The following is a 26,038-nucleotide window of genomic DNA, read 5'->3' as shown; positions in this document are numbered from 1 at the left end:
GTCTGGCTGGGTTGCTGGGGCTGCTCGCCCCTGCTTGGGCTGCGGGCTGCCTGGTGTGGCTGAGCTGTGGACTGGCTGCCTTGGCCAGTCTGGCTGAGTCGCAGGCTGCTTGGCCTGGCGGGTCTGGCTGGGTTGCTGGGGCTGCTCGCCCCTGCTTGGGCTGCGGGCTGCCTGGTGTGGCTGAGCTGTGGACTGGCTGCCTTGGCCAGTCTGGCTGGGCCGTGGGCTGCTTGGCCTGGCGGGTCTGGCTGGGTTGCTGGGGCTGCTCGCCCCCCGGCTGGACTGCGGGGCTACCTGGCATGACTGGACCATGGGCTGCTTGCCCTAGCGCGTCTGGCTGAGTTGCTGAGAGGCTGCTCGCCCCGGCCGGTCTAGTCGAGCTGCGCGGTGTCCGCCCTGGCCGGTCTGGTCGAGCTCCGGGGTGCCCGCCCCGGCCGGTCTGGTCGAGCAGCGCGATGCCCGCTCTGACCCGACTGACCCACTAGGGGTGCCCGCCCCGGCCGGTCCGGTCGGGACCCGGCGGCCGGGCGGGCACATGTCCCCGCTCGCGCGACCGTGGGGGAGGGGTGGCGCGGCGAGCGAGGTGGTCTGAGCGCCCCGCGCGTCCGGCTTGCGGGAGCCGGAGCGGGGGCGCGGGAGCCCCGTCCGCGCGGGGCACTGGGGGGAGATGCCGCAGCGGACGGGGTGGCTGGGAAAAACTGTTCGGTGCGGACAGTCGCGCCTGGACTGTCCCGCACGCCGGCGAGGATCGGACGGGTCCGGCACCGCCGGTTCGCGAAGTGCCGCTGCTCAGTACAACTCGTTGCGGGCCAAGAACATTCCCGCGTCCGGGGGTGTGCTCCCGCTCTCCTCCGGACCGGCTGGGGGTTACCGGCCGGCGGGAGCAGGAGCACCGGATCCCGTTCCGCGCCTGGGGGGAGCAGTCGCGCGGAGCGGGTAGTTCTGCGCCGGTACGGGGGCCGCCTCGCGGCGAGTGGCACAACCAGGCTCCGGCCGGACCGGTATTCCTGGAAGGCAGAAGGTGAGGCCCGGGGGCACCTCCGTACCGACACCCTGTACAACGCACGAGCCCCTCGAATGTTCCGGCCCCATAAGGTGATCTGGGTCGCCACCAATCGAGTGACGGCTTGGGCGGCCCACGGCGGGTGGACGTCGATCAGGTTGCGCTGCTTGGCGAATCGTTGTGCATTCGCCGCACGGCCCGGCACACCGAAGCCGTTCCTCGAATGAATCATCGCGGACCCCGGGGGAGTGGTTGACCGGCGTCACCCGTAACGAACTTGTTCGTAACGAACATGTTCGTTAAGCTCGGAACAGCCACCCGCGAAGAAACGGAGCACCTCATGACCATCACCATCGTCGGCGCCGGCCTCGGCGGTCTCAGCCTCGCCCGCGTCCTGCACGTCCACGGCATCGAAGCCACCGTCCTCGACCTCGACGCCTCCCCGTCCGCCCGCGCGCAGGGCGGCATGCTCGACATCCACGACGACTCCGGCCAGGTCGCCCTCCGCGCCGCCGGCCTGCATGCCGAATTCCGCGTCCTGGTTCACTCCGGCGGCCAGGAAACCCGCGTCTACGACCGCACCGCCGCCCTCCTTTTCTCCGAGGAGGACGACGGCAGCGGCGAGCGCCCGGAGGTCGACCGCGGGGCCTTGCGTGACCTCCTCCTCAGCTCACTGCCGGAGGGCACCGTCCGCTGGGGTACGAAGGTCACCGCCGCGGAGCCGCTGCCTGAGGGGCGGCATCGCCTCGCCCTCGCCGACGGCACGTCGCTCACCACGGACGTGCTCGTCGGAGCAGACGGTGCGTGGTCGCGGATCCGCCCGCTGGTCTCGCCGGAAAAACCGGCCTACACCGGGATCTCCTTCGTCGAGATCGACCTCCTCGATGCCGATTCCCGGCACCCAGCGGCGGCCGCTCTCCTCGGCGGCGGCATGAGTTTCGCGCTCGGCGAGGACAAAGGCTTTCTCGCGCACCGTGAACCGGACGGCAGCCTGCACGTCTACGCCGCCGTGCGCGTCCCGGAAACCTGGACCGCGTCCATCGATTTCACCGATCGCGACGCCGCCAAGGCCGCCGTGCTGAGCCACTTCGACGGCTGGTCTGACCAGCTCCGCGCCCTGGCCACGGACGCGGACGGCGACCTGACCCCGCGGCTGATCCACGCGCTCCCCGTCGGGCATTCGTGGGCGCGGACGCCCGGCGTCACGCTGGTCGGCGACGCCGCGCACCTGATGTCACCGTTCGCCGGAGAGGGTGCCAACCTCGCCATGCTCGACGGCACCGAGTTGGGGCTCGCGCTTGCCCGGCACCCGGGTGGCGTCGAAAGCGCGCTGGCCGAGTACGAGGCCGCGTTGTTCCCGCGCAGCACGAAATCGGCGGCGGAATCGGCGCAAAGTCTCGACAGCTGTTTCCGCGCTGACGCCCCGGCGGCGTTGCTCGAGCTGTTCGGCGCCTGACGTCCACAGTGGACGAAAGTACGACTTAAGCGGTACCCGGATCGAGCCGTCAAGCCGATCCGGGCCAGGCGGTTCCGCTCGCACAATGGGTTTCAGCCCGCTGTGAGAGAGGAATCCCCCGATGACCGCCGTCCTGGCCGACACTGTCCATCAAGGCCTGCGTTTCGCCGCCGTCGCCGGGATGATGGCGCTGGTCGCGTTTCCGATCCTGCTGTTCGTCGGCGCGCTGGTGAGCGTGCTCGGCAGTCCGCTCGGCCTCGGGATGAAGTTCGTGTGGGTGATCTTCGCGTTCTGCGCGCCGTTCCTCGGGCCGCTGCTGTGGTTCCTGGTCGGCAAGAAGAGCGCGGAAACCTCGTTCCGCTGACACCAGGTGTCAGGGGAGCCTGGTTAGCGTCCGGGCATGGATCATGAAATTGACGCCGGCGAGTTCGCCGACCGGTATGTCGCAGTCTGGAACGAATCCGACCCTGCCGCCCGCCGCGCGGCGATCGCCTCGCTGTGGGCCGAGGACGCGGTCCAGTTCATCGAGTCCGCGGAGTATCGGGGCCATCGGGCGCTCGAGCGCCGCGTCGGCGAGGCTTTCGAAGAATTCGTTGGCGGGACGGGGTTCGTGTTCCGGTCCGCCGGAGACGCGGTAGGCCACCACGGCCTGGTCCGGTTCAGCACCTGCCTGGTCCCCGCGGCGGGCGGGGAGATCGTCTGGACCGGCTTTGTCGTCGCTGAACTGGGCGAGGACGGCCGCATCCGGCGGGACTGCCAGTTCGCCGAACCACCGCTTCCCGCGTTTCCGGACGCCCGCGCGGCGGTGGACGAATTCCTGCGCCGGCTCGCGCAGGGCGACCCGGACCGGATCGCGGAGCTTTTCGCGGAACCGGTCGACTGGCGGGTGAGCTGGCCTGCACCGGAACACCCCGCGGTGCCGTGGATCCGGCCCCGTTCGTCCCGGGCGGACGTCGCGGACCACTTCCGGACGCTCGGAAGCGCCTGTGCTCCCGAGGAGAGCGAGATTCAGGTCGACCGGATCCTGGTCGACGGCCCGGACGCGGTTCTCGTCGAGACGAGTTCCCAAACGGTCAAGCTGACCGGCAAGCGTTTCGCGACGAGCTTCGCGGCGTGTTTGACGGTCGGCGGCGGATTGATCACGCGGTATCACGTTTACGAAGACAGCCTCGCGGTCGCCGAGGCGTTCGCCTGATGAAGCACCGGGCAGCCGGAGCGGAGATTCCGCCCGGCTGCCCGGAGTTCTCGCGCGGTCAGGAAACGTTCAAGTCGATGCAGGCGTAGAACGCGTTGCCGGTGTCGGCGATGTTCCACACCGCGAGCACCTTCTGCTGTCCGGTGTAGCCGCTCAGGTCGACCTGGTGCGACACGGTTTCCCCCGGCGCCTGGCCGCCGCCGTCGAAGCTCGCGACCATGGTGTCGCCGATGAAGTACTCGTAATCGGAAGTGGCGTGCCGCGCGGTGAACACCCAGTTGAAGGTGACCTGGGTGCCGACCGGGGTGACCTTCCAGCCCTTGCTGTCGTCGTCGAGGTCGGCGAAGCGGTCGACGCCGCCGCTGCAGCTGCGCAGCCCCTTCGGTCCCTCGACGCTCTGCGGTTCCCACTTGATGTCGCCGCAGGACACCGTTCCGTCGGCGCATTGGGCCTGCCTGCTCGGCGGGGAGCTGACGTAGCCGTGCGCGCTGGCGATGCCGGGGCCGATCAGCATCAGCACCGGAGCGAGGATCGCGCCGCCGAGTGCGGCGAGCATCGTGCGTTTGCGGGGCATGGTGGCTCCTTCGAAGCCGGGCCCGCTCCCGCGCCGGAGGGCGGCCGGACGAGCCACGGCACGACCGACGAGCCCGCGGTGGGGTGGTGCGCGGGCGGAGGGGGTGGGGAGATTTGTGGTCTAGACCATACCCGGCCGCCCGCGCTCGGTCAAGAATCCGCTACCCTGTGTTATCTGTATATGGGATACTGTATGCAATAGTAGGTCGCCGAGGATGCCGACCGCGGGAAGACCGCGATGTACCCGGTGACCGACCCGGCCACGGGCCAGCTGATCGAGGAAATCGAGAATGCGACCGATGCGGAGGTTCGTGTGGCGATCGAGCGATTCGGCCACGGATATCGCAGCTGACTGGACCGTCCGGCGGCGGAATGAGCGGCGATCGTTGCACGTGCCGCGGATCTGTTCGCGAAGCGGGCGGACGAGCTGGCCGTCATCATGACTTTGGGGATGGGCAAGCGAATCAACGAGGGTCGCGGCGAGGTCGGGATCGTCGTGGACATCTTCCGCTGCTACGCGGAGCGAGGTCCGGACCTGATCGCCGACCAATCGCTCGCCCTCCGAGGTCATCCGCAAGGAATCGATCGGTGCGCTGCTATGTGTGTTCCCGTGTTATCAGGCGGGCCGGTTCGTCGCGCCGAATCTGGTGCTGGGCAATACGATCCTGTTCAAGCACGCGTCGATCTGCCCGCGTTCAGCGCTGGCGATCGAGAAGATTCTGCACGAAGCAGGCGTTCCGGACGATGCGTACGTGAATGTCCTCGCCTCGAGCCGTCAGGTCCCGTCGATTCTCGCGGATCGAAGGCGTTTCCCTGACTGGCAGCGAACAAGCCGGTATCTCCCAGGCGGCTGAAGCGGGCCGGAACCCGAAGCGATGCGTGCTGGAACTGGGCGGCGCGGATCTGTTGCTGGTGCTCGACACCGCGGATTTGGACAAAATGGTGTAGGAGCCTAAGTGGATTATTGTCCAGTCTGACCTTTATGCGGAATTCGTGGACCGTTTCACCAAGCGGGCTGCGGACTATTACGTCCCGGGTGATCCAGCTGACCCGGCGACGAAGCTGGACGCTTGCCGGGAGGAGATCTTCGGGCCGGTGGCGATCTTGTTCCGGGCGGAATCGGATGACCACGCCATTGAGATCGCGAATGACTCGCCATTCGGTTTGGGCGCGGCTGTGTCCGGCACGGACCCGGCACGTCTGCGCCGCGCGGCGGACCGGTTGGAGGCGGGGATGGCGTATTTCAACAAATCCGGTGGGTCACAGGCGGATCTGCCGTTCGGCGGGATCAAGCGGTCGGGGATGGGACGGGAGCTGGGGCCGTCGGGGATTGAGGGAGTTCATGAACCAGAAATCGATCCGGCTTTGAGCGGCAGTCGCTGTCCCGGGGGGCTGATGTGGACTAGCTCCGTTCGCTCTTGCCCTCTTCGGGCGGCGGGGAGAACTGTGCGGTCTGCCGCTCTTCGTGGTCAGCCCAGTACGGGGCCTCGTGATGATGCCAGCGGTCATAGTCCGCGACAGTCCGATACATCCGCGCGTTCGTGAGGTGAAAAGCCGCCCAGGTCGAAGGGGGCGCGCTGGATGCCGGACGCCGGGTTGTCGCGGAGGCGTGCGCGTCGCTGGTTCAGCATCGATCGCCATGGTCCATGTCTGAAGAAGGATGGGCTGATACCGCTAGCGTTATCGCCGGACGGAGGAGGACGACGTGGGCATCGGGTACCGCGACCTGGCCGCGATCCTGCGCGACGCGATCCAGCGGGGCGAATACGCACCAGACTCGACGCTGCCCAAGCAGGAGGAGTTGGCCGAGGAGTACGCCGTCAACGTCAACACGGTCCGCAAAGCGGTCGGCGTTCTGGAGGCTGAGGGGCTGGTCACGCCGATCCGCCGTCGCGGCACCGTCGTTCGTGCGCGGCCGCCGATGAAACGTCTCGGTGTCGACCGTTACGCCAAGAGCAAGTGGAAGTACGGCGACACGGTCGCGTTCATCGCCGACCGCGAGGCATCCGGCCACGAGTGGAAGCCCGCCGATCAGACGCAGACAGTTTCGCGGATTGAGGCCGACGCGGAGATCGCCGAAGCTTTAGGCGTCGAGGTCGGCTCACCCGTCTACGAGCGTGCGCGTCTGGTCAAGGATGCCAGCCACCCGACGCATACCCTCTCCAGTTACTACCGACCGGAAGACGTTGAAGGCACTCGTCTCGTCGACGACGCTCCGGGGCCGGCTGGTCGAGGCGGTGGCTTCCTGGTCCTGACGCTGCGGGGCCTCGAACCCGACACGATCAGCGAGACCGTCTGCTCGCGCATGCCCACGCCCGACGAGATCGAGAGGCTGGAACTCCCCGCAGGCGAACCCGTGATGGTCTTGCAGCGCCGCACCTTCACCGCGGAAGGTCGCGTCGTGGAGTTCGCGCGAGGCGTCCACGCGGCGAGCCGGTTCTCTTGGTCCTATACCTTCAAGATCCCCGACTGACTTCGGAGCCCCCGCATGCCCGAGCGCTCGATCTCCCTCCCGGATCACCTCCGCGCCGACGTGCAAACGCTCTGGGAATACCACGACCTGCACCACGAACTCCGGCCCACGGACGTCGGGGTCGGGCTCGGCAGCCACGACCTCGGCGTGGCTACCTGCACCGCGGAGTTGTACCAGCAGGGGTACTTCCCGCGGATCGTCTTCACCGGAGCCAACGCGCCGACGACCAAAGAGCGATTCCCGCGAGGAGAAGCCGTGCACTACCGGGGACACGCGTTGCAGTTAGGCGTTCCAGACGACGCGATCCTCGTCGAGCCAACAGCACGCAACACCGGCGACAACATCGAGCGAAGCAGAAAGTTGTTGGAAGCAAAGGGGATCGAGGTCAAATCAGTCACGCTGATCTCGCGCCCCTATCAACAACGACGGGCCTACGCGACGTGCAAAAAGCTCTGGCCCGAGGTAACCGTCCGCTGCGCCTCCCAGCCACTGCCGCTGGACGAGTACATCCAAAGCATCGGCGACGTAGACCGGGTCATCAACATGCTAGTCGGTGACACGCAAAGAATAAGCGTCTACGCCCAGCGAGGATTCTCGATACCGCAAGACGTTCCGAGCCAGGTGGGACGAGCGCTAGAGAGCTTGATAGCGAGCGGATACACAGCCAGGCTCCTCACCTAGGAAGCAACAACCCGCTCAACCACCCCGAAAACACCTGCTGCACATCCCCCCGCACCCGGCTCGGGTCATCGGCGTGCGCGATCATCCGCGCCGCCTCCATCACCGCGGCCAGCACCAGCTGCGCCAGAGCATCCACCGGCGTATCCACGATCAACCCGGCTTCCCTCGCCACCGCCAGGTTTTCCGCGATCAGCCTCAAGCCGTACTCGGCCTCTAAATCCCGCCAGGCGTCCCAGCCCAGCACGGCCGGGGCATCGGTCAGCGAGATCCGCCGGACGTCCGGGCGCAGGCAGGCATCCAGGAACACCCCCAGCGCCCCCGAAAGGCCGGAAAGCGGGTCCGTCGCGGAATCAAGGACTTCCGAGACCTCGACTGTCAGTTCCCGTTCCAGCACTTCGACCACAGCCCGGAACAGGCCTTGTTTGTCGCCGAAGTGGTGGTAAAGCGCGCCCCGCGTGACGCCGGCCGTGCGGGTGATCTCTTCGGCGGGCACGTCGTGGTAGCCGCGCGCGCCGAAGAGGTCGCGGGCGGCCTTGATCAGTGCGGCTCGCGTCGCGTCGGAGCGTTCTTGCTGGGTACGTCGCACGCACCTAATCTGCCATGGCGGCGGCGAAGCGCGTGATGTGCCCGGCCAGCGCGTCCGGCTGGTCCTCCGAGACGAAGGTGTACGAGTCCGGCACCTCGACGATCTCCGCGTCCGGCAATACCTCCGCCAGGCGGTGGGCGAGGCTGATCGGGAAGAGCTTCTCCTCCGGCGGCCACACCAGCAGTACCGGACGCTTGAACTGGCGCAGTTTTTCAGCCGCGGCCAGGGTGTGGGCTGAGTCGACGGTGCGCAGGAACTTGCGCAGATCCCTTCGCAGGCCAGGGGATTTCCGCAGTTTGCCCAGGTACTCCTGCGCGATGTCCGGCGGCAGCGGGCGCTTCGTGACCCAGCCGAACAGCAGCGGCAGCCGGTACAGCGCCTTGATCCGCAGCAGTTGCCCGAGCACTGCCATCGAGCCCGGGACGCGTGCGATGGCCGGCAGCGGCTGGAAGATCGGCGGGAAGAAGTATTCGAAGCTGTCCGACGGCGTCAGCACGACCCGGCCGACTCGTTCCGGATACCGCGCGAGCAGCAGTTGCGTGATGGCGCCGCCGGTGTCGTTGGCGACCAGGAGGACGTCTTCCAGGTCGAGCGCGGTCAGGAAGTCGCCGAGGAGGGTGGCGAGGCCGGCGGTGCTGAGGTCGGCGTCCGAGCGCATCGGGACCGAGTGCGCGCCCAGCGGAAGATCTGGGGCCAGGCAACGGAATCCGCCGTCTGCGACAGCCGGGGTGACCTTGCGCCACAGCAGGGCGTTGGTGAGTACGCCGTGCACGAAAACGACCGGACGGCCGTGTCCGCGTTCGAAGTACTGGAGCTCGCCTTGGGGGAGGTTGACGTGCCGGGCGGTGCCGAGTTCCTCGTGTGCGTTCATGCTGCCGAAGATACATACATACAGTCTGTAGGTAAATTACCTCTGCGGTAATGCCGGTCCTGACCAGGGACGATGCCTACCGCGGGCCCATCCGCTGGGTGATCCGATCGAAAAGGTCGTCCAGCGGTTCGCGGACCTCCTGGCCGAACTCGGTCAGCCCGTAGGTGACCTGAGGAGGCGTGGTCGGCTCGACGTGCCGCCAGACGAGGCCGTCCTCGACCAGTGCGCGCAGGGACTGCGCGAGCATCTTCTCGCTGATGCCGCGGATGCTCTCGCGCAGTTCGTAGAACCGGAGTTCCTTGTCCCGCAACGAGATGAGGATCCAGATTCCCCACCGGCTGGTGACGTGGTCGATCACGGCCCGCGCCGGGCAGTCAGTGTGAAACACCTCATACCGCGGCTCGGCGGCGGCCGGGGTGAACTGCGCGCTTCCTGTCACCTCCCGAGCTTACCCAAAGGTATGTCCTTACGAAGAGTAAGCGAGTCGGCCTAGCGTCGGTCGCCTACCGAAGGAGCGATTCATGATTGTGGTGACCGGGGCGACCGGAAACATCGGCAGGCCGCTGGTACAGGCGCTGATCGACGCGGGCGAACAGGTGACGGCGGTGTCGCGGCGGGCCGCGCAGTTGCCGGACGGGGTGCGCCATGTCGCGGCGGATCTGGCTGATCCGGCCAGTCTCGAACCCGCGCTGACCGGGGCGAAAGCGTTGTTCCTCTTGCTGTCCGGCGATCTGCACGCCGTCGGGGCAAGCCCGGCAGAGCTCATCGCGAAGGCCGCGGACGCCGGGGTCCGCCGGGTCGTTCTGCTGTCGTCGCTGGGCGTGGCGACCAGGCCGTTCGGCACGACGCGGATCGCCATGCGCGAACTGGAGGACGTGCTGCGGGAGTCCGGCCTCGACTGGGCCGTCCTGCGTCCCGGCGGGTTCGACTCCAACGCGCTGGGGTGGGCGGAATCCGTGCGCACGCAGGGAATTGTCGCCGCGCCGTTCGGCGACACCGGGGTGCCGATCATCGATCCGGCGGATATCGGCGAGGTCGCGGCCGCGTGCCTGGTCGACGACCGGCACGTCGGCGGCGTGTACGAGCTGACCGGACCGGAGGTGATCACGCCGCGTCAGCAAGCGGAGGCGCTGGCCGCCGCACTCGGCAAGCCGGTGCGGTTCCACGAGCTGACCCGTGCCGAGGCCAAGGCGGCCATGATCCAGCACGTGCCGGGCGAACTCGCCGACGACACCCTGGACATCATCGGCTCGCCGAATCCGGCCGAGCTGCGCGTCAGCCCGGACGTCGAGCGGGTCCTCGGCCGCCCGCCGCGTTCCTTCGCCGACTGGGTGGCCCGCAATCTCGCCGCGTTCCGCTGAGATTTACTCGGACGAGGCGCACCGGGAGCACAGGCCGGACTCCGCCTCCTCGGCGGATTCCGTTGGCGCGCCGTCGATCGCTTCCAGCCGGCCGCATTGACGGCACAGCAGGTGCCGGTGGCCGAAGCCGGACAGTTCGTAGCGTTGCGCGACGCCGACGTGGTCGAAGCGGTGGACGAGACCGGCGGTGACACCGGTGGTCAGCACGTCGTGGACGCCCCTCGTGGACGCCATCGACAGCCGTTCGCGGACCAGCGGCAACAGCTCCGCGACGGTCACGTGCGGGTTTTCGGCCAGCACTTCCAGCACGACCCGCCGGGCGGTCGTCACGCGCAGGCCGGCGCGCCGGAGCCGGGCGCTGGCGTCGGCGCTGGACGGGGTGGGTGCGGAGGTCGTGAGCACGCCTCCTTTGTAGTCCTCAGAGTTGATCCAGTCAAATGTAAGAACGGGTCAACTCTAGGGCTGTGAGCCACTGCACGCCAGAATTGATTCGGTCAAGTCTGGGGGTACGATCCGGGCCATGGACGAGTTCGGGGCGCGCCTGCGCGACAAGGGCCTGCGCAACACGCCGCAGCGGCGTGCGGTGCTGGCCGCGGTCGCGCGGACCCCGCACGTCACGGCCGCGGAGATCGCGACGGTGCTCGACGCGGACGGGGCCGTCGGCGCGTTGTCCAGGCAGGGCCTTTACAACGTGCTCGACGACCTCGTCGGCGCCCGGCTGCTGCGTCCGCTCGAACCGGCGGGCTCGCCCGCGCGGTTCGAACTCGAAACCCACGACAACCACCACCACCTGGTCTGCCGGGGATGCGGCCGGATCCAGGACGTGCCGTGCGCGATCGGAGCCGCGCCGTGCCTCGAACCCGGTCCGGTTCCCGGTTTCCGGGTGGACCAGGCGGAGGTCACGTGGTGGGGGATGTGCGCGGACTGCGAGGCCAGGGCTTAACGCAGCGCGTCCTGCAGCGCCGCGAGCCCGACCGGGCCGACGGCCAGCACGTCGCGGTGCCACTGGCGCAACGTGAACCCGGGTTTGGCGGCGGCCTCGGCGCGCGCCTGAAGCCACGCGCGTTCGCCGATCTTGTACGAGATCGCCTGGCCCGGCCAGCCGAGGTAACGCACGATTTCGGCGTGCACCCGGTGTTCCGCGGCCAGTCCGCGCTCGTGCAGGAACCGGCACGCGGTGGCGAAGTCCCAGCGGGAACCGTCCGGCAGCGGCAGATCGAGGTGCGAGCCGAGGTCGATCACGACGCGCGCGGCCCGCAACGCGGAACCGGCGAGCATGCCGAGCCGGGTGCCGCGCTCGGAGAACCAGCCCAGTTCGTCGGCGAGGCGTTCGGCGTACAGCGCCCAGCCTTCCGCATGGCCGCTCACTGAATGGACGCGCGCGTAGCGGCTCACCGAGTCCCCGACCAGGCCTGCGACGCCGATCTGCAAATGGTGTCCGGGAACGCCTTCGTGGAACACCGTCGTCAGCTCGGACCAGGTGGCGAAGCGCTTCCGTCCGCCTAGCGGCCACCACGTACGGCCGGGACGGGTGCCGTCTTCGGCGGGGCCGGTGTAGTACGGCGAACCCGACGCGGAACCGTACGCGAGGACGACGTCCAAGGCGCGCAACGCTTCCGGGATGTCGAAGTGCTCGCTCGCCGCGTCCAGTGCGCGGTCATGGGCTACCCGCAGCCAGTCCAAATAGGACTCTTCACCGTCCACAACGCACTCTTCGTCCAGTAGCGAGAGTGCTTCCGCCACGCTCGCGCCGGGTTGGATTTTCGCGACCTCGGCGGCGATTTCCGTTTCGATGCGCTGAAGTTCCGCCCAGCCCCATTCGTAGGCCTCGGCGAGATCGAGGTCCTCGCCAAGGGAAAGCCGGGCCGCGACGGCGTAGCGTTCCGCGCCGACGCCGTCGGTTTCGGTGGCGTGCGGGGCGTAGTCCTCGCGCAGGAAACGGGCGAGCGCCGAGTAACCACGATGGGCGGCGTCGGCTCCGGCGCGCAGTTCGTCGGCTTGCGGTCCGTCGCCGTACTCCTCGACGAGTGCATTGTGGACACCGGCGTACCGCTCGGCCTGAGCCGCCGTTTCCAGTGCTTGCAGGCGGGCCGCGCGCAGGCCGCGGTCGAGACCGGCCTGCAGCGTCTTCTGCCAGCCGGAAAGCATCGTTTCGACGCCGGCCATCCGGACCGCGAGGACGTGCCAGTCGTCCGCGTCGCCGCGCGGCAGCAGCCGGACCGAATCGGCGATCGAACTCAGCGTGCCGAAGTGGGCCTGTACCTGGCGGAACGGCTCGTCGAGCTCGTGCCAGGCCAGCTGCGCTTCGAGGCTGTCCCGCAGATGCGCGGACGCGATCCGGTCCGCGCGGGACCCGGGCGTCAGCGTCGCGAGAGAACCGAGCGTGCGCCGGGCCAGGTCGGCTCGGGCCGCGAAACCGTCCGGGGTGAGGTCGGTGAGCGCGGTCGCGTCGGTCGTTACGCCGTCCAGGGTCGCGGCGATCGGGTCGAGCGCTGCCTCGGCCGTGACGTGGTCGGCGGACAGCTGAAAAATCGGGGTCACGCCGCCACGTTAGCCGGGAGCCGCCGCCCGAATATAGAGACGTTAGCGGGGTCTGGCTGCTGGTATAGAGAATGCCCGCGCCGGTTCTCCGGCGCGGGCATCCGCGGGAAAAAAGCTCAGTCGGTGCCGGATTCCATCGCGGCGCGGTCGAGCAGTTCGACGTCGTCGGCCCGGCCGCGGGACGCGATCGTCTCGGCCCCGCCCTCGGACATCGCGCCGATCAGGCCGGTCGCGGCCGCCTGCGCGGCGCCGATCAGCTTCGGGTGCGAGTTGCCGCCGACCATGCCGAGGCTCGCGTACTGCTCCAGTTTGGCGCGCGAGTCGGCGATGTCGAGGTTCCGCATGGTCAGCTGGCCGATCCGGTCGACCGGGCCGAACGCGGAGTCCTCGGTGCGCTCCATCGACAGCTTGTCCGGGTGGTAGCTGAACGCCGGACCGGACGTGTCGAGGATCGAGTAGTCCTCGCCGCGCCGCAGCCGCAGCGTGACCTCGCCGGTGATCGCGGTGCCGACCCAGCGCTGCAGCGATTCGCGCAGCATCATCGCCTGCGGGTCCAGCCAGCGGCCCTCGTACATCAGCCTGCCGAGGCGGCGGCCCTCGTTGTGGTAGCTGGCGATGGTGTCCTCGTTGTGCACCGCGTTGACCAGCCGCTCGTACGCCGCGTGCAGCAGCGCCATGCCCGGGGCCTCGTAGATGCCGCGGCTCTTGGCCTCGATGATCCGGTTCTCGATCTGGTCGGACATGCCGAGGCCGTGCCGCCCGCCGATCGCGTTGGCCTCCAGGACCAGCTCGACCGCGGTGCCGAACTCCTTGCCGTTGATGCTCACCGGACGGCCTTGCTCGAAGCCGATGGTGACGTCCTCGGCCGCGATCTCGACCGCCGGGTCCCAGAACCGCACGCCCATGATCGGCTCGACGATCTCGATGCCGGTGTCGAGGTGCTCCAGCGACTTCGCCTCGTGCGTGGCGCCCCAGATGTTGGCGTCGGTGGAGTAGGCCTTCTCGGTGCTGTCGCGGTAGGGCAGGTTGTGCGCCTGCAGCCACTCGGACATCTCCTTGCGGCCGCCGAGCTCGCCGACGAACGCCGCGTCGAGCCACGGCTTGTAGATCCGCAGGCCCGGGTTGGCCAGCAGGCCGTAGCGGTAGAACCGCTCGATGTCGTTGCCCTTGTAGGTGGAGCCGTCGCCCCAGATCTGGACGTCGTCCTCCAGCATCGCGCGCACCAGCAGGGTGCCGGTGACCGCGCGGCCGAGCGGGGTGGTGTTGAAGTAGGCCCGGCCGCCGGTGCGGATGTGGAAGGCGCCGCAGGTCAGCGCGGCGAGCCCCTCCTCTACGAGGGCTTCCTTGCAGTCGACCAGCCGCGCGAGCTCCGCCCCGTAGGCGTGCGCGCGGCCGGGGACGGACGCGATGTCGGGTTCGTCGTACTGGCCGATGTCGGCGGTGTAGGTGCACGGAACCGCACCCTTGTCGCGCATCCACGCCACCGCCACGGACGTGTCGAGGCCGCCGGAGAACGCGATGCCGACCCGCTCGCCGACGGGAAGGGAAGTGAGCACCTTGGACATAGGAATGATTATGCACGACAATGTATGAACGTGCATCCCCGGGTGGTGTGAACTCGCTCTCCCGGGGTTCGCGCAGGTCCCCTCGTTCAGCGCTCGTATAGCCGCTGCCGCCACCAGGCGGCCGCGTGCCAGAGGCTGAGGGACCTCGCCGCCGGGTCGGGCAGGGTTCGCCGCCGGAACTCGGCACCGAGAGGAGCGAGGAGCCGGCGCAGTTCCGCGCGGTCGCGGCGGGGGAGGGCTCGCATCGCGGCTTCCAGTTCGTCGCGGGCGTCGACTGGATCGCAGCAGGGGCAATCGGACCACGGAAGATGCAGCCAGCGGCCAGGCTGGCGCAGGAAGCGCCGATACCGGCCGAGTGCCGGGGAAACGCGTTCGGCCCACAGATCGCGGGCTTCGGGTCGGTCGGCGCGCAGCGCGCCGGGCTTCCTACGAGGCATTGCCCCTTCGGGTCGACGTCATGTCGAAAGGATGCCACAGCCGCTGAACCGCTGACGAGCGTCAGCGTTCAGTAGGTCCGGCCCTTCCATCCGGTCCGGCGGCGGGCGGAGTCGATCGTCATCAGGGTGTAGAGCGCCGCGGTGAGCGGCAGCAACAGTCCTGCGACCAGCGGCTGCCGGTAATACCGGGCGACGGGGACGAACGTCGCCGCCATCACGAGCCAGGCCACGGCGGCCTGCCACGCGCCGGTCAGGGCGAGTACGGGCGGGGCGAGGAAGACGGCGATCATGCCGACGACGGTCCCGGCCAGGAGGAGCGGCGAATGCCGGAGCTGGGTGTAGGCGCTGCGGGCCACCATCTGCCACAGGTCGGCGAGTCGCGGATACGGCCGGACACTTCGGACTTTCGAGGCGTAGCCCAGCCAGATCCGGCCACCTGCGGACGCGACCGCGCGGGCGAGTGCGACGTCGTCGATGACCGCGCCTCGGATCGCTTCGATTCCGCCAGCGCGTTCGAGCGCTGAGCGGCGGACGAGGACGCATCCACCTGCTGCGGCAGCGGTGCGCCAGCGGGCGGAGTTCACGCGGCGGAAGGGGTAGAGCATCGCGAAGAAGTAGACGAAAGCGGGCACGATCAGCCGTTCCCAGAACGTTGCGGTGCGCAGAACGGCCATTTGAGATACCAGGTCCCGGCCGCTGGTGGAAGCGGCGACGAGGGTTTCCAGCGAGACCGGGTCGTGTGAGATATCAGCGTCTGTCAACAGAAGGAAGTCGACGTCTCCTGCTTCGCGGACGCCGTGTGCCACGGCCCAGAGCTTCCCGGTCCAGCCGTCCGGTGGTTCGCCGGGGCTCGTGACGGTGAGCGGGAGTCCATTGGGGACAGTCAGCGAGCGGGCGATTTCGGCGGTGCCGTCGCTGCTGCCGTCGTCTACGAGGATGACTCGCGCGTCGCCGGGATAGCTCTGGCGGAGCAGTGTGGGCAGGGTTGCCGGGAGCAGTTCCGCCTCGTCGCGGGCGGGGACGACGATGGCGACGGACGGCCAGATTTCCGGCTGGACCAGCGACGGAAGGCGCTGGTCGGTGCGCCAGAACCAGCTGTGGCCCAACGCGAGTCCGGCCCACACCGCCAGCGTCGCCCACGCGAGGACCGTGCTCATGCGCGGAGTGTAGTGACTGGAAGCAAACTGACAGGTCGCTCCCAGCGGACTCATAGATTCGCGGCTGAGACTGGGTGTTCCCACCACCGGAGAGGACACCCGGCATGGACCCGGACATCAGGAGACGGCAAGAGGAACGGGCGCGCGTCCGGCATCGGACCGCGTTCGTCACGGCGGTCGCGGCAGTGCTCGGGGTCGCGGCGGCCGGCGGCATCGGATACGGGCTGACAGCGGCTGGCTCGACCAGCGGCAGCACCTCGACCGGCAACGGCAGCACCTCGACCGACAGTGGGACCGGGTCGAGCACCTCGGGCCAGGACCAGCTGCAGGTGCCCGCGCAGGATCCCGGATCCGGCTCCGGACACGCGCACACCGGATCGGGTGCGTCGTGACCACGCCGTATTCGGCCGCGTTTCCCGCGCTCGGCACCACCGCGCGGGTGCTCGTCACCGAGGAGGCCGCGCTCGGCCCGGCGACCGCACTGTTGCGGACGCGGCTCGCCGAACTCGATCGGGCATGCAGCCGATTCCGTACTGATTCGGAAATTTCGGCACTCCACCGCGCGGCGGGTCGGGAAGTGGAAGTGAGCCCGCTGCTGGCTGACGCACTGTCGGCCGCGTTGCGGGCCTCCTGGCTGAGTGCCGGGCTGGTCGATCCGACGGTCGGCGGGTCGATGGCAGCGCTCGGTTATGACCGGGATTTCGCCGACATCACCGACGGACCTGGTGTGGTGCCAGTCCCCGCGCCTGGCTCGCATTGGGTGCTGTTCGAACCGGCCCGGCGGACTGTCGTGCTGCCGCGCGGCGTGATGCTGGACCTCGGCGCGACCGCGAAAGCGCTTGCCGCGGACCAGACTGCCGCGGAGATCGCCCGTCGCACCGGCTGTGGCGTGCTGGTGAACCTCGGCGGTGACCTCGCCGTCGCTGGCCCGGCTCCGGAAGGCGGCTGGCAGGTGGCGATCGGCGACGACCACAGCGATGCGGTTGCCCGTGCTGACACGACGATCACGCTCACCAGCGGCGGCCTGGCGACGTCCGGGATTGCCCGGCGGACTTGGCGGCGCGGCGGCCGCGTGGTGCACCACATCGTCGACCCGCGAACGGGCGAGTCGGCGGATCCGTGCTGGCGGACGGTATCGGTCGCGGCGAAGTCCTGTGTGGACGCCAACACGGCGAGCACCGCTTCGGTCGTGCTGGGAGTGGCGGCGCTGGACTGGCTCGGCTCGCGCGGACTGCCCGCGCGGCTGGTGAGTTCGCGCGGCGCGGTCCGGACGACGGCGGGGTGGCCCGCGGACCGCCGAGAGCGTGCGTCGTGAGTTCCGCGCTCTGGTATTTCAGCCGTGCCACCGGAATCGTCTCGTTGGTGTTCTCGACCGCCGTCGTGGTACTCGGTTTCCTCAACTCGGGGCGGTTCGCGACGCGAAGGTGGCCCCGCTTCGCGCTCGCGGACCTGCACCGGAACCTCGCCTTGACCAGCCTCGTGTTTTTGGGCGCACACATCATCTTCGCGGTCGTCGACGGTTATGTGGACCTCAGCTGGCTCGCCGTCGTCGTTCCGTTCGTCTCGGGCTACGAGCCGTTCTGGATCGGAATCGGTGCGGTAGCGGTGGATTTGCTGCTCGCCATCGTCGTCACGAGTCTCCTTAGGACTCACATCCCGCCGCGATTGTGGCGTGCGGTGCACTGGCTGGCTTACCTGTGCTGGCCGGTCGCGCTCGCGCACAGCATCGGTCTCGTGGCGTCCGACAGCGCGCGCCCGTTGCTCATCGCGCTTGACATCGCGTGCCTGCTCGCCGTCCTGGCCGCCGCGAGCGTGCGGTTCGGCAGTACCAGTCCTGATAGCGAGGCTCGCCGCCTCTCTCCACTTCGGAGGTGAACGTGCTTCCCCCGCGCCGGAACAACCTTGCCGCCCACCTCTCCGTCCACGGTGGACTCCCGGTCCTGGATCGCGACGCACTGATCCGCCAAATCGACGCCGCCGGTATCCGCGGCCGAGGCGGCGCGGGCTTCCCCGCCGCGGTGAAACTGCGCTCCGTCGCACCGGGACGGTCCATTGTGGTCGCCAACGGCTGCGAGAGCGATCCTTTCAGCAGCAAGGATCGCGCCCTGCTGGAGCTCGCGCCACACCTCGTGCTGGACGGTATTCAGGTCGCCGCTCGCGCAGTCGGTGCTACCGAGGCTTTTCTCTGCCTGCACGAAGAAAACCGGAGCGTGCTGGCCGCATTAGCCGAACGTCGTGACGCTGTGCCGGTGAAGCTGGTCGCGGTCCCGCCCCGATACGTCGCCAGCGAAGAAACCGCGCTGGTGCATTTCCTGGGCACCGGCGATGCCCACCCGACCGGCAAATTCCCGCGCCCGACCGAACGCGGCCTGCGTGGACGCCCGACGCTGGTCCAGAATGTCGAAACCTTGGCCCGGTTCGCGATTGTCGCCAGAATCGGCGCGGACCGCTATCGCTCTGTCCACACTGACCTGGTCACCGTCACTGGTGCCGTCGCTCGTCCCGGGGTGTCAGAGGTCCCGGCGGACACTCCCGTTTCCGCGATCCTCGCCCGCGCTGGTGGATCCGTTACCGCGCAAGCAGTCCTGATCGGCGGTTACGGCGGCACTTGGATGCCGCGTTCTCTGGCCGACCCTCTGCCGCTCGGCCGTGAACCGGGCTTGTCTTCCCTGCATCTGCTTCCGGAACCGAGCTGTGGCCTCGAGCTGACTCGGAATATTCTTTCCCAGCTGGCCGCCGAATCGGCCCGCCAATGTGGCCCGTGCATGTTCGGACTTCCTGCCATCGCCGCGGATTTCACCGACCTACTGGACGGTCGGGACGCGACTGGCCGCCTGGCCCGCCGACTCCCGCTCCTCAATGGACGGGGCGCGTGCGCACACCCGGACGGAGCGGTCCGCCTGGCCGCGAGCGCCCTGCGAGTCTTCGCCGCCGACGTCCGGGCTCACTTGGCCGCTGGCTCGTGCCGGATCACGGCGGGTACGGCATGAACCGCCTGACGGTCGACCCGATCGCCTGCCGCGCACACGGTTTGTGCGCGGACGTCCTGCCGGAACTGATCACTGTGGACGAATGGGGCTACCCGGTAGTACGCGGGGAGACGGTGCCCGACTCGCTGCTGGCCGAGGCTCGGCGCGCTGCTGCGGCTTGCCCGGCGCTGGCGTTGCGACTACGGAAAATGGAGTAATCGCAACGCCAACGGCGGATTCAGCGGTGAATCAACAACGCCACCAATCTTCGACGGCGTGCAGCGCCATGACCGAAACGGGCAAAACGCTCATTAAAGCTGACGCGAGGGCGGTCAACTAGCTCTCCTCTGGCAATTATGAATGTATTTCACACAACATGGATATCGTTGCGCCGGGCCGCCCAGGCTACTCTGCGAACGAGCTTCAGGGGTTACCCAAAGTTTGTCAGCAAATGCAGACAGCCTCGGTGGGATGAATCTTGCCGTACTGGAGAGTGAACCGTTTCGGCGCCCCGCCTTATCAGCCGCGGCGGATTACGGATCGTCGCGGCGAAGGCATGGCCACGGTGCTTTCCCCGTCGGTCTCGCCGTCCCTGGCCTGCGGAATCGCGTGCGGATCCCGGGCCGCTGCCAGCCGCTCCTCGACGCGGTCTGCCTTGGCGTCCCTGCCGCGGCCCCGGTAGAAGGCGGCGGCGCGCGTCCAGGCGTCTACCGCGTCCTCGCGATTCCCCCGTGCGTAGAGAATCTCCGCGAACGCCTCCAGCGCCCGCGCCTGGCCGGTCGCGTTGTGCGCCCGCTCGGCCAGCTCGACCGCTTCCTGGGACAACCGCAGCGCGGCCCGGTCGTTCCGTTCGGCGGCGGCGAGCCGGGCCTGCACCGTGCGCAGCCGCATCCGGGCGGTGAGGTCGCCGGCGATCTGGGCTTGCGCCAGCTGGCAATGCCGGTGGGCGACCGCGAACTCTTCCTGTCCAAGATGGAGTTCGGCCAGCGTGATGTACGTGGCCGCCTGTCCGGAGGCGTCGCCGGTGAGCGCCCGCAGGTGCAGGGCGCGGTGGTAGTGCGGCAGCGCCTTCTCGTACTGGTCGAGTTCGGCGAGGGTTTCGCCGAGGTACTGCTCCGCCTTCGCCTCGCGGACCGGGTCGCCGTTGCGTTGCGCGTGTTTGATGCAGCTGCGGAAGAGCGCGATCGCTTCCCCCTGACGGCCGGTCTGCCGGTGCAATCGGGCGAGATTGATGTTGATGGTCAGCTTCGCCATGGGCGATTCGTCGTTAATCGCCAGTTCCAGCGCTCGGGCCAACGCGTCTTGGGCCGCTTTGTGGTTGCTGAGCGTGAGGTGCAGTTCCCCCAGATCGTTGAGCGTTGACCCTTCGGCGTGGGAGTCGTTGTTCGCTCGGGCGGCTCGGGCGGCGACGGCTAGCCCGGTGGTCATGTCGTCGTAGAAGCCGTAGATGACGAAGGTGTCGTGCATGAGGTGCGGCAGGGTGCAGGCGTAGTCGTATAGGCGGTGTTGCTCGGCGGTCGCGGCGAGGGCGGTGAGGTTGGTGCGTTCGCGCAGGAACCAGCGGTGCGCGGCGGCGGGCGTGTCGAAGTGGGTCGGGCTGATGTCGGGTTCCGGGGCGAGCCGTGGCGGGCGGTCGCGGTGGGGGTGTGCCATCCGGTGTGCGTCGTCGGCGGTGCTGCAGTAGTGCGACAGCAAGCGCCGCAACGGTCGGGGGTCGTGGTGCTGGGTGCTCAGGGTCTGCGCGTAGCGGTGGAAGATCGAGACGATCCGGTAGCGGTCCGTGTCGCCGGGCTGGTCGATCAAGTGCAGCGCGACCAGGGTTTCCAGCGCCCGCCGGGTTTCCGCGGCGGGACGTCCGGCCGCGGACAGCAGGGTGTCGACGTGGATCTCCGCGCCGGGGTGGTGGCCGAAGAGCCGGAAGACGGCCTGGCTTGGAGGTTCGAGCATTTGATACGACGAGGAGAACGCCGCGCGCAGGCTTTGGTCGTCGCCGTCGTCGCCGATGCTCAGGAGCCTTTCCGGGTCTCGCAGCTGGTCGAGCATGGTGCTGAGGCTCAGGCCGGGGCGGCGGGCGGCGCTTTCGGCGATCAAGGTCAGCGCGAGGGGCAGGCCGTCGCAGAGGTGGGCGATCCGGCGGGCCGCGTCGGGTTCTCGTTCGCCGCGGCCGCTCAGGCGCCGGACGAACAGTTCCATCGAATCGTGGTCGTCGAGGCGGTCGAGGCTGAGGGCGGCTAGTTCGTGCCGCCGGGTCAGCGCGCCGAGGCGGCGGCGCGAGGCGACGATCACCGCGCATTCGGACAGGGTGTTCAGCAGCCGGTCGACGTGTTCGGAGTTCTCCGCGTCGTCGAGGATGACCAGCGCGGACCGGTCGGCTAACTGCTGGCGCAGGACCGCGGCGCGGGCGGTCGCGTCCACGACGTGGTCGACGGGATAGCCGAGCGCCTGGAGAAGCTGGTCGACCACGTCCGCCGGTTCGAGGCGCGGGGCCGGGCCGAAGCCGTGCAGGTCGAGGTAGATCGCGCCGTCCGGGAACCAGGCCGCGGCCCGGTGCGCCCAGTGCACCGCGAGGCTCGTCTTGCCGATGCCAGGCGGACCGCTGAGCACGACGGCGGGCGAGCGCGTCGGCGAGCCGGGCCGCAGCCACCGGTCCAGCGTTTCCAGCGCGGCGGCGCGGCTGATGAATCCGCGGAGATCGCGGGGGAGCGGATGGGACGGCGGCGCGGCCCGGCGCACCGGGGCGACAGCGGGCGGGTTTTCGTAGCGAGCCCGGATCTCGTCGTGGAAGGCGTGCAGCACGGCCTTGGCCGTGTCGTCAGCGGCGTCGTTGAACCGGCGGTTGGCGTCGAGGTAGTGGGTCTGGGCCTGCTCGGACTGCCCGAGCGCGTAGTAGATCTGGATCTGGAGCTTGACGAAAGCCAGCCGGCCGGCGTGTTCGGGGGCCAGCTCCTGCATCCAGTTCGCGGCCTCGTCGGGACGGCCGAGCGCGAGCAATTGGCTCGTCAGGATTTCTCGCGCGGGAAGCAACATGGATTTGACTTTGTCCTCGCGCCAATTTCCCGCGCGTTCGGTTCGGAGACCGGCCAGCGGTTCATCGCGCCACAAGGAAAGCGCGGCCACGGCGGATTCACGCGCCGCTTCATGATCGCCGGATCTCGCCGCCGCGTGTGCTTTCCGCATTTTTTCCCGAAAAACGGCGACATCCACGAGACCTTCGTCGAGGTCGACCAGGTAACCGTCGCCGGACCGGGCGACCGTGGCGGGCACGTCCGCTTCGGCGAGGGCGGGACGCAGCCGGTGGACCGCCTTGTACAGGGCTTCTTGCGGGTTTCCTGGCAGGTCGTCGTCCCAGAGCCACGAGATGAGGGTGTCCTGGGAGAAACGCTGTCCCGGCCGGGTGAGCAGGACGCCGAGAATATTCCGGGTCTGCCGCTGGCCCCACTGCTCATTCATCTTCCCGTGCATCCGCACCGCAGTCTGCCCGAGAATTCCGTAGCCGAAGTCCATTCGACGTCCTCCCTCGTCGATTGCCCAGTTTCGCATTGATCCGGGGCATCGGCGACCGGTTCGCCGATAACGATCATCCCGGGAATTGTCTTGTCCGGAATCGGTCCCCTTTGTGTCCAGCGGCGGGAAGCGTCCGGTCAGGACCGCGCCGCAACCTCGGCTCGTCGGCTTGGTTCTGGACGGAGGGGATGAAGATGGCGCACGACGTGTGGGTCCGCGGCCCGATCGGTCTCGACGCCGGTTCGCGGGTGACGCGGCCGGACTGCCGCACCGTGCTGGCGGTCGTTCCGACCGTGACGGCGGGGACGCGGCTGGTCGAACTGATCTCGCTGCTCGAACGGGATCTGCGGGTGCAGGTGATGTTCACCGTGCCGCACAGCACCGACCGGTGGGCCGGGGTCGAGGAGTACGTGCGGGCACAGCACGGGCTGTTGCTGCCCTGGGAGCAGGCGGTGGCGCATCGGTTCGACCTGGTCCTGGCGGCCTGTCACCGGCATCTCGACCAGGTGCGCGGGCCGCTGATGCTGATCGGGCACGGGGTCGGGCAGATCCCCGGGCGCCGGTTCAGCCGGAAGGCAGGCGGCGCGTCGATCGAAACGACCGCGTTGGACCGAGAGCTGCTCACGTTTCGGGGACGAGTGCTTCCGGCCGTGCTGGGTCTGGGGACCGAGGCGGAGGTCGAGGTGCTGCGCGAGCGGTGCCCGGAGGCGGTGCCCGCCGCCGTCGTGGCCGGCGATATCTGCCTTGACGGGATGCGGGCGGCGAGCGGGCAGCGGGAGCGCTACCGGCGGGCGCTGGGCGTTGACTCGCGGCGGCTGGTGGTGCTGAGTTCGACCTGGTTCACTGACTCGGCGTTCGGCCGCGTCCCGAAGATGTACGAAGCGATCGCGAACGCGCTGCCGGACGACCGTTACGCGGTGGCGGCGGTGTTGCATCCGAACGTCTGGGCGGTGCACGGGCGGCGCCAGGTCGCCGCCTGGCTCGCCGGGTGCCGGGGTCTGCGCGTGATCCCGCCCGAACAGGGATGGCAGGCGACGATGATTGCGGCTGACTGGGTGATCGGCGACCACGGCTCGACCACGGGCTACGCGGCGGCGATGGGGCGGCCGGTGACACTCGCGTCGCTGCCGGACGGGCGGCCGCAAGCCGGGAGCGTCGCGGACGTCGTGCAGGCGCATGCGAAACCACTGGATTCGGACCAGCCGCTCGAACGCCAGGAGGAAGCCGCGATCGCCGCCGCCCCGAGGCTCGCCGCGGAGGTGCTGCCGGTCGTCAGCACGAGGATCGACTGCTCGGCGGGGATTTTGCGGTCGGCGATGTACCGGCTGCTGGAGTTGTCCGAACCGAGCACGCTGGCGTATCCGCCGTCGCCGGCGCTGCCCCGGCCGCTGCCTGGATGGGACGCGTGAGCACCGGGGTCGCGCGCGTACGGCTCGCGCTGCCGGGACGTCGTGCGATGCCGGTGCTGGTCGCCGACGTCGATCGGGCCGGACCTCGGCAGGTGGCCAGCGCGGACGTCGTGGTCCGGATCCGGTCCCGTCCGGCGGCGAACTGCGAGGCGGAGGAGCTGAGGGCGGAGTGGCCCGGTGCGCTCGCCGCGGCGGTGTGCTGGCCTGGCGGAGCGGTGTGGTCAGTGCGGCGTCTCGAAGGAGTCCCCGCTGAGGCGGCGGGCCTCGTCGAGATGGCGCTGGGCGCTTGCCTCGTCGCCGTGGCCGCGTTCGAGGTCGGCGAGCGCGGTGAGGACCTCGGCCTGGAAATGCGGTGACTGAAGGCGTTCGACGTCTTCGAGTGCGTGCAGGAGTTCGGTGCGCGCCCGGCGGTAGTCGCCCCGCCGGGCGTGGATCGCGGCGAGCGGGATGACCGCGCGCGCGTGCTGGGTGGCGTCGCCTTCTTCGGCGAGGATGGCGGCGGCTTCGGCCAGTTCGCTGAGTGCTTCGTCGTCGCGCCCCAGCATGATCAGGACTTCGCCGCGCCGATAACGGGCCTGGCCGACGCCGCGGGGCAGGCCGGCTTCGGCGTGTTTCCGGGCGCTGCGCTCGTACAGCTCAAGCGCGGTTTCCCACTCTTGCTGTCTTCGCGCGTTCCTCGCGAGCCGGGCCAGCGCGGAGGCCTGGGTCGGACTGTGCTGTTCTCGTTCGCCGATTTCGAGGGTCACGGCATTGTGCGCGGCGGCTTCGGCGTAACGGCCGAGCTGGTCGCAGACAAATCCGGCTTGGCTGTGCATCCGGGCTTCGACCAGCGGCTGTCCGCACCGCCGCGCCGCCTCGATCCCGGCCGTGCACAGCTCCAGGAACGGTTCGTAATCCCGGTGGTGCAAGAAAAATCCCCACGACGCTTCGGCGAGCTGCCACAGTTCCTCGTCCCAGCCGCGGTTCGAGGCGGCTTTCGCGACGGCGTTGATGACCGGCCGGTCCCGCCGCCACCAGTTCACCGCGCGGTCCCGGTCGGGGAAAGACCCAGTCGCCGCAACGGTTTCGGACGCGAACGTCGGGCGGAACGGGTGGATGAGCGCGCTCGCGGCGACGGTCTGGTCGCGGTACCAACGGGTGTAGCGGTGCACGAGGTAGTCCCGGTCGGCCTCGTCGTCCTGGCGTTCCGCGCGCACGCGGGCGTCGTGGCGGACAATATCGTGCTGTGCCACGGTTTCGTCCTCCAGTTCGTGGAGGAGGTTGGCTTCGATCAGCTCGTCGACGGCGTCGTCCAGATGGGCGGGCGAACTCTGGAGCGTGTCGGCGAGCGCGTCGACGGCGTGATGCGGGCCCGGCAGGATGCCGCAGGTTCGGTAGAGCCGGGCGGCCGAGTCGTCGAGGGCGGCGTACGAATCGTCGAAAACCGTTGCGATGTCAGTGAAATCCCCGAACCGCCGAGTACGCCCGCGGCGGGCTTCCTGGTGCGGCTGGCGTCGTGGCCGGGCGCGCAGCCTCGCTCCGGTGATGGCGAGCGCCAGCGGGAGGCCGGCGCAGGCGGTCAGCAGGTCCTGGGCGTCCTCGTGGCTGATCTGCCGTTGCCCGGCGCGGGCGAGCACCTCGCGGGCGGGCTGGTCCGGAAGCGGGCTGAGCGGAAGGATTTCCGCGCCGTCGAGCGCGAGGCTGGTCAGCTGGGACCGGCTGGTGACGAGCACGACCGCGTTCGCGCTGGACGGCAGCACGGCGCGGGCGTCGGCGCTGTGCACGACGTCGTCGAGCAGCACGGCGAAGCGGCGATCCGCGGTCACCGCGCGGAATTCGGCGGCGCGCTGCGCGAGCGAGGCGGGGATGTCGTCGGCCGGAATGCCCAGTGCGGTCAGGAAACCGTGCAGCGCGCCGCTGGTGGATTCCGCGGTTTCGGTGCCCTCGGAGGAAAATCTCGTGCACAGGATGCCGTCGGGGAACCGGGCGCGATGGGTGTGCAGCCAGTGCAGGGCGAGCGCCGTCTTGCCGATCCCGCCGACGCCGGTGAGCACGACGACCGACGGGGCGGGGTCGGACCGGAGCCGGATCTCGTCCAGCCGGGCCAGTTCCTCGGTGCGGCCGAGCAGCACGGGCGGGGCGGGCGGAAGCTGGACCGGCGCCCGCACCGGTCTGCCGGACGCTACAGTCGCCCCTGGCCGCGCTTCAGTCATTCCACACCCCCGATTATTCCTCCTTACCGGTTCCGGGCGGCGAAAGGAACGAAAAGAGGTCCGAG

At 69.1% G+C, this 26,038-nt stretch carries 24 protein-coding genes and 4 pseudogenes; 16 read left to right on the top strand and 12 right to left on the bottom strand.

Annotated features, from left to right (window positions below; all coding sequences use genetic code 11):
* Positions 1–1,343: 1,343 nt before the first annotated feature.
* The 3 genes from ACZ7SW_RS11175 (at position 1,344) to ACZ7SW_RS11165 (ending at position 3,654) form a co-directional block, all read left to right on the top strand.
* Entirely contained in the window at positions 1,344–2,459 is a 1,116-nt protein-coding gene (locus tag ACZ7SW_RS11175; protein WP_470230260.1) for an FAD-dependent oxidoreductase, read from the top strand.
* Positions 2,460–2,580: 121 nt separating this feature from the next.
* Positions 2,581–2,823: a PLDc N-terminal domain-containing protein gene (locus ACZ7SW_RS11170; protein WP_470230259.1), complete on the top strand. Its 243-nt coding sequence runs from the start codon at positions 2,581–2,583 to the stop codon at positions 2,821–2,823.
* A gap of 36 nt (positions 2,824–2,859) precedes the next feature.
* Positions 2,860–3,654, top strand: coding sequence for a nuclear transport factor 2 family protein (locus ACZ7SW_RS11165; RefSeq protein ID WP_470230258.1), 795 nt, complete (start codon positions 2,860–2,862; stop codon positions 3,652–3,654).
* Positions 3,655–3,712: 58 nt separating this feature from the next.
* On the opposite strand, the gene ACZ7SW_RS11160 is transcribed toward ACZ7SW_RS11165, so the two are convergent.
* Entirely contained in the window at positions 3,713–4,228 is a 516-nt protein-coding gene (locus ACZ7SW_RS11160; RefSeq protein ID WP_470230257.1) for a lytic polysaccharide monooxygenase auxiliary activity family 9 protein, read from the bottom strand.
* A gap of 381 nt (positions 4,229–4,609) precedes the next feature.
* Between ACZ7SW_RS11160 and ACZ7SW_RS11155 the strand changes: the two are divergent.
* From ACZ7SW_RS11155 to ACZ7SW_RS11145, 3 pseudogenes are all read left to right on the top strand, one after another.
* Positions 4,610–4,768, top strand: a pseudogene (locus ACZ7SW_RS11155) (aldehyde dehydrogenase family protein); the annotation flags it as partial.
* Positions 4,769–4,829: 61 nt separating this feature from the next.
* A pseudogene (locus tag ACZ7SW_RS11150) lies at positions 4,830–5,175 on the top strand (aldehyde dehydrogenase family protein).
* A 45-nt stretch (positions 5,176–5,220) separates the two neighbouring features.
* A pseudogene (locus ACZ7SW_RS11145) lies at positions 5,221–5,505 on the top strand (aldehyde dehydrogenase family protein); the annotation flags it as partial.
* Between the two features lie 124 nt (positions 5,506–5,629).
* Here ACZ7SW_RS11145 and ACZ7SW_RS11140 read toward each other — a convergent pair.
* Positions 5,630–5,833: pseudogene (locus tag ACZ7SW_RS11140) on the bottom strand (AMED_5909 family protein); the annotation flags it as partial.
* Positions 5,834–5,932: 99 nt separating this feature from the next.
* Here ACZ7SW_RS11140 and ACZ7SW_RS11135 point away from each other — a divergent pair.
* Both ACZ7SW_RS11135 and ACZ7SW_RS11130 read left to right on the top strand, forming a co-directional pair.
* Positions 5,933–6,700, top strand: a complete 768-nt coding sequence (locus ACZ7SW_RS11135; protein ID WP_470230256.1) for a GntR family transcriptional regulator — start codon at positions 5,933–5,935, stop codon at positions 6,698–6,700.
* Positions 6,701–6,715: 15 nt separating this feature from the next.
* On the top strand, positions 6,716–7,381 hold the full coding sequence (locus ACZ7SW_RS11130) for a YdcF family protein (protein WP_470230255.1): 666 nt from the start codon (positions 6,716–6,718) through the stop codon (positions 7,379–7,381).
* On the opposite strand, the gene ACZ7SW_RS11125 is transcribed toward ACZ7SW_RS11130, so the two are convergent.
* The 3 genes from ACZ7SW_RS11125 to ACZ7SW_RS11115 all read right to left on the bottom strand — a co-directional run bounded on the left by ACZ7SW_RS11125 (position 7,374) and on the right by ACZ7SW_RS11115 (position 9,277).
* Positions 7,374–7,967: a TetR/AcrR family transcriptional regulator gene (locus ACZ7SW_RS11125; RefSeq protein WP_470230254.1), complete on the bottom strand. Its 594-nt coding sequence runs from the start codon at positions 7,965–7,967 to the stop codon at positions 7,374–7,376. The genes ACZ7SW_RS11130 and ACZ7SW_RS11125 overlap by 8 nt on opposite strands.
* 4 nt (positions 7,968–7,971) lie before the next feature.
* Complete coding sequence (locus ACZ7SW_RS11120) at positions 7,972–8,838, bottom strand: alpha/beta fold hydrolase (protein WP_470230253.1); 867 nt, start codon at positions 8,836–8,838, stop codon at positions 7,972–7,974.
* Positions 8,839–8,914: 76 nt separating this feature from the next.
* Entirely contained in the window at positions 8,915–9,277 is a 363-nt protein-coding gene (locus ACZ7SW_RS11115) for a winged helix-turn-helix transcriptional regulator (protein ID WP_470230252.1), read from the bottom strand.
* A gap of 82 nt (positions 9,278–9,359) precedes the next feature.
* Here ACZ7SW_RS11115 and ACZ7SW_RS11110 point away from each other — a divergent pair, with 82 nt between their 5' ends.
* On the top strand, positions 9,360–10,199 hold the full coding sequence (locus tag ACZ7SW_RS11110) for an SDR family oxidoreductase (protein WP_470230251.1): 840 nt from the start codon (positions 9,360–9,362) through the stop codon (positions 10,197–10,199).
* A 3-nt stretch (positions 10,200–10,202) separates the two neighbouring features.
* On the opposite strand, the gene ACZ7SW_RS11105 is transcribed toward ACZ7SW_RS11110, so the two are convergent.
* Entirely contained in the window at positions 10,203–10,601 is a 399-nt protein-coding gene (locus ACZ7SW_RS11105) for a Fur family transcriptional regulator (protein WP_470230250.1), read from the bottom strand.
* A gap of 118 nt (positions 10,602–10,719) precedes the next feature.
* Here ACZ7SW_RS11105 and ACZ7SW_RS11100 point away from each other — a divergent pair, with 118 nt between their 5' ends.
* Positions 10,720–11,142: a Fur family transcriptional regulator gene (locus tag ACZ7SW_RS11100; RefSeq protein ID WP_470230249.1), complete on the top strand. Its 423-nt coding sequence runs from the start codon at positions 10,720–10,722 to the stop codon at positions 11,140–11,142.
* Here ACZ7SW_RS11100 and ACZ7SW_RS11095 read toward each other — a convergent pair.
* From ACZ7SW_RS11095 to ACZ7SW_RS11080, 4 genes are all read right to left on the bottom strand, one after another.
* Entirely contained in the window at positions 11,139–12,740 is a 1,602-nt protein-coding gene (locus tag ACZ7SW_RS11095) for a DUF885 domain-containing protein (RefSeq protein WP_470230248.1), read from the bottom strand. The two genes, ACZ7SW_RS11100 and ACZ7SW_RS11095, sit on opposite strands and share 4 nt — an antisense overlap.
* A gap of 116 nt (positions 12,741–12,856) precedes the next feature.
* A complete protein-coding gene (gene argG, locus ACZ7SW_RS11090; RefSeq protein WP_470230247.1) occupies positions 12,857–14,305 on the bottom strand; it encodes an argininosuccinate synthase in 1,449 nt (482 codons plus the stop codon).
* Positions 14,306–14,391: 86 nt separating this feature from the next.
* On the bottom strand, positions 14,392–14,742 hold the full coding sequence (locus ACZ7SW_RS11085; RefSeq protein ID WP_470230246.1) for a hypothetical protein: 351 nt from the start codon (positions 14,740–14,742) through the stop codon (positions 14,392–14,394).
* A 68-nt stretch (positions 14,743–14,810) separates the two neighbouring features.
* Positions 14,811–15,899 (bottom strand): glycosyltransferase, encoded by a 1,089-nt coding sequence (locus tag ACZ7SW_RS11080; protein ID WP_470230245.1) that lies wholly within the window; start codon positions 15,897–15,899, stop codon positions 14,811–14,813.
* 104 nt (positions 15,900–16,003) lie between these two features.
* On the opposite strand from ACZ7SW_RS11080, the gene ACZ7SW_RS11075 reads away from it, so the two are divergent.
* The 5 genes from ACZ7SW_RS11075 to ACZ7SW_RS11055 are packed head-to-tail and all read left to right on the top strand — an operon-like array spanning position 16,004 to position 19,086.
* Complete coding sequence (locus ACZ7SW_RS11075; RefSeq protein ID WP_470230244.1) at positions 16,004–16,291, top strand: hypothetical protein; 288 nt, start codon at positions 16,004–16,006, stop codon at positions 16,289–16,291.
* Positions 16,288–17,214: an FAD:protein FMN transferase gene (locus ACZ7SW_RS11070; RefSeq protein WP_470230243.1), complete on the top strand. Its 927-nt coding sequence runs from the start codon at positions 16,288–16,290 to the stop codon at positions 17,212–17,214. Before ACZ7SW_RS11075 ends, ACZ7SW_RS11070 begins: the two co-directional genes overlap by 4 nt.
* Entirely contained in the window at positions 17,211–17,774 is a 564-nt protein-coding gene (locus ACZ7SW_RS11065; RefSeq protein ID WP_470230242.1) for a ferric reductase-like transmembrane domain-containing protein, read from the top strand. The genes ACZ7SW_RS11070 and ACZ7SW_RS11065 overlap by 4 nt, the downstream gene beginning before the upstream one ends.
* Positions 17,771–18,889, top strand: a complete 1,119-nt coding sequence (locus ACZ7SW_RS11060; RefSeq protein ID WP_470230241.1) for an NADH-ubiquinone oxidoreductase-F iron-sulfur binding region domain-containing protein — start codon at positions 17,771–17,773, stop codon at positions 18,887–18,889. Before ACZ7SW_RS11065 ends, ACZ7SW_RS11060 begins: the two co-directional genes overlap by 4 nt.
* Entirely contained in the window at positions 18,886–19,086 is a 201-nt protein-coding gene (locus ACZ7SW_RS11055) for a ferredoxin (protein WP_470230240.1), read from the top strand. Before ACZ7SW_RS11060 ends, ACZ7SW_RS11055 begins: the two co-directional genes overlap by 4 nt.
* Before the next feature lie 301 nt (positions 19,087–19,387).
* Here ACZ7SW_RS11055 and ACZ7SW_RS11050 read toward each other — a convergent pair whose 3' ends face one another.
* Entirely contained in the window at positions 19,388–22,372 is a 2,985-nt protein-coding gene (locus tag ACZ7SW_RS11050) for an AfsR/SARP family transcriptional regulator (protein ID WP_470230239.1), read from the bottom strand.
* A gap of 194 nt (positions 22,373–22,566) precedes the next feature.
* Between ACZ7SW_RS11050 and ACZ7SW_RS11045 the strand changes: the two genes are divergently transcribed.
* Positions 22,567–23,781, top strand: a complete 1,215-nt coding sequence (locus ACZ7SW_RS11045; protein WP_470230238.1) for a hypothetical protein — start codon at positions 22,567–22,569, stop codon at positions 23,779–23,781.
* Positions 23,782–24,002: 221 nt separating this feature from the next.
* On the opposite strand, the gene ACZ7SW_RS11040 is transcribed toward ACZ7SW_RS11045, so the two are convergent.
* Positions 24,003–25,928 carry an NB-ARC domain-containing protein gene (locus ACZ7SW_RS11040; protein WP_470230237.1) on the bottom strand — a complete coding sequence of 642 codons (1,926 nt, stop codon included), beginning with the start codon at positions 25,926–25,928 and terminating at the stop codon, positions 24,003–24,005.
* Between the last annotated feature and the right edge of the window lie 110 nt (positions 25,929–26,038).

Source organism: Amycolatopsis sp. NPDC114484, assembly GCF_055633755.1.
This window is presented reverse-complemented; position numbering and strand designations above follow the sequence as displayed.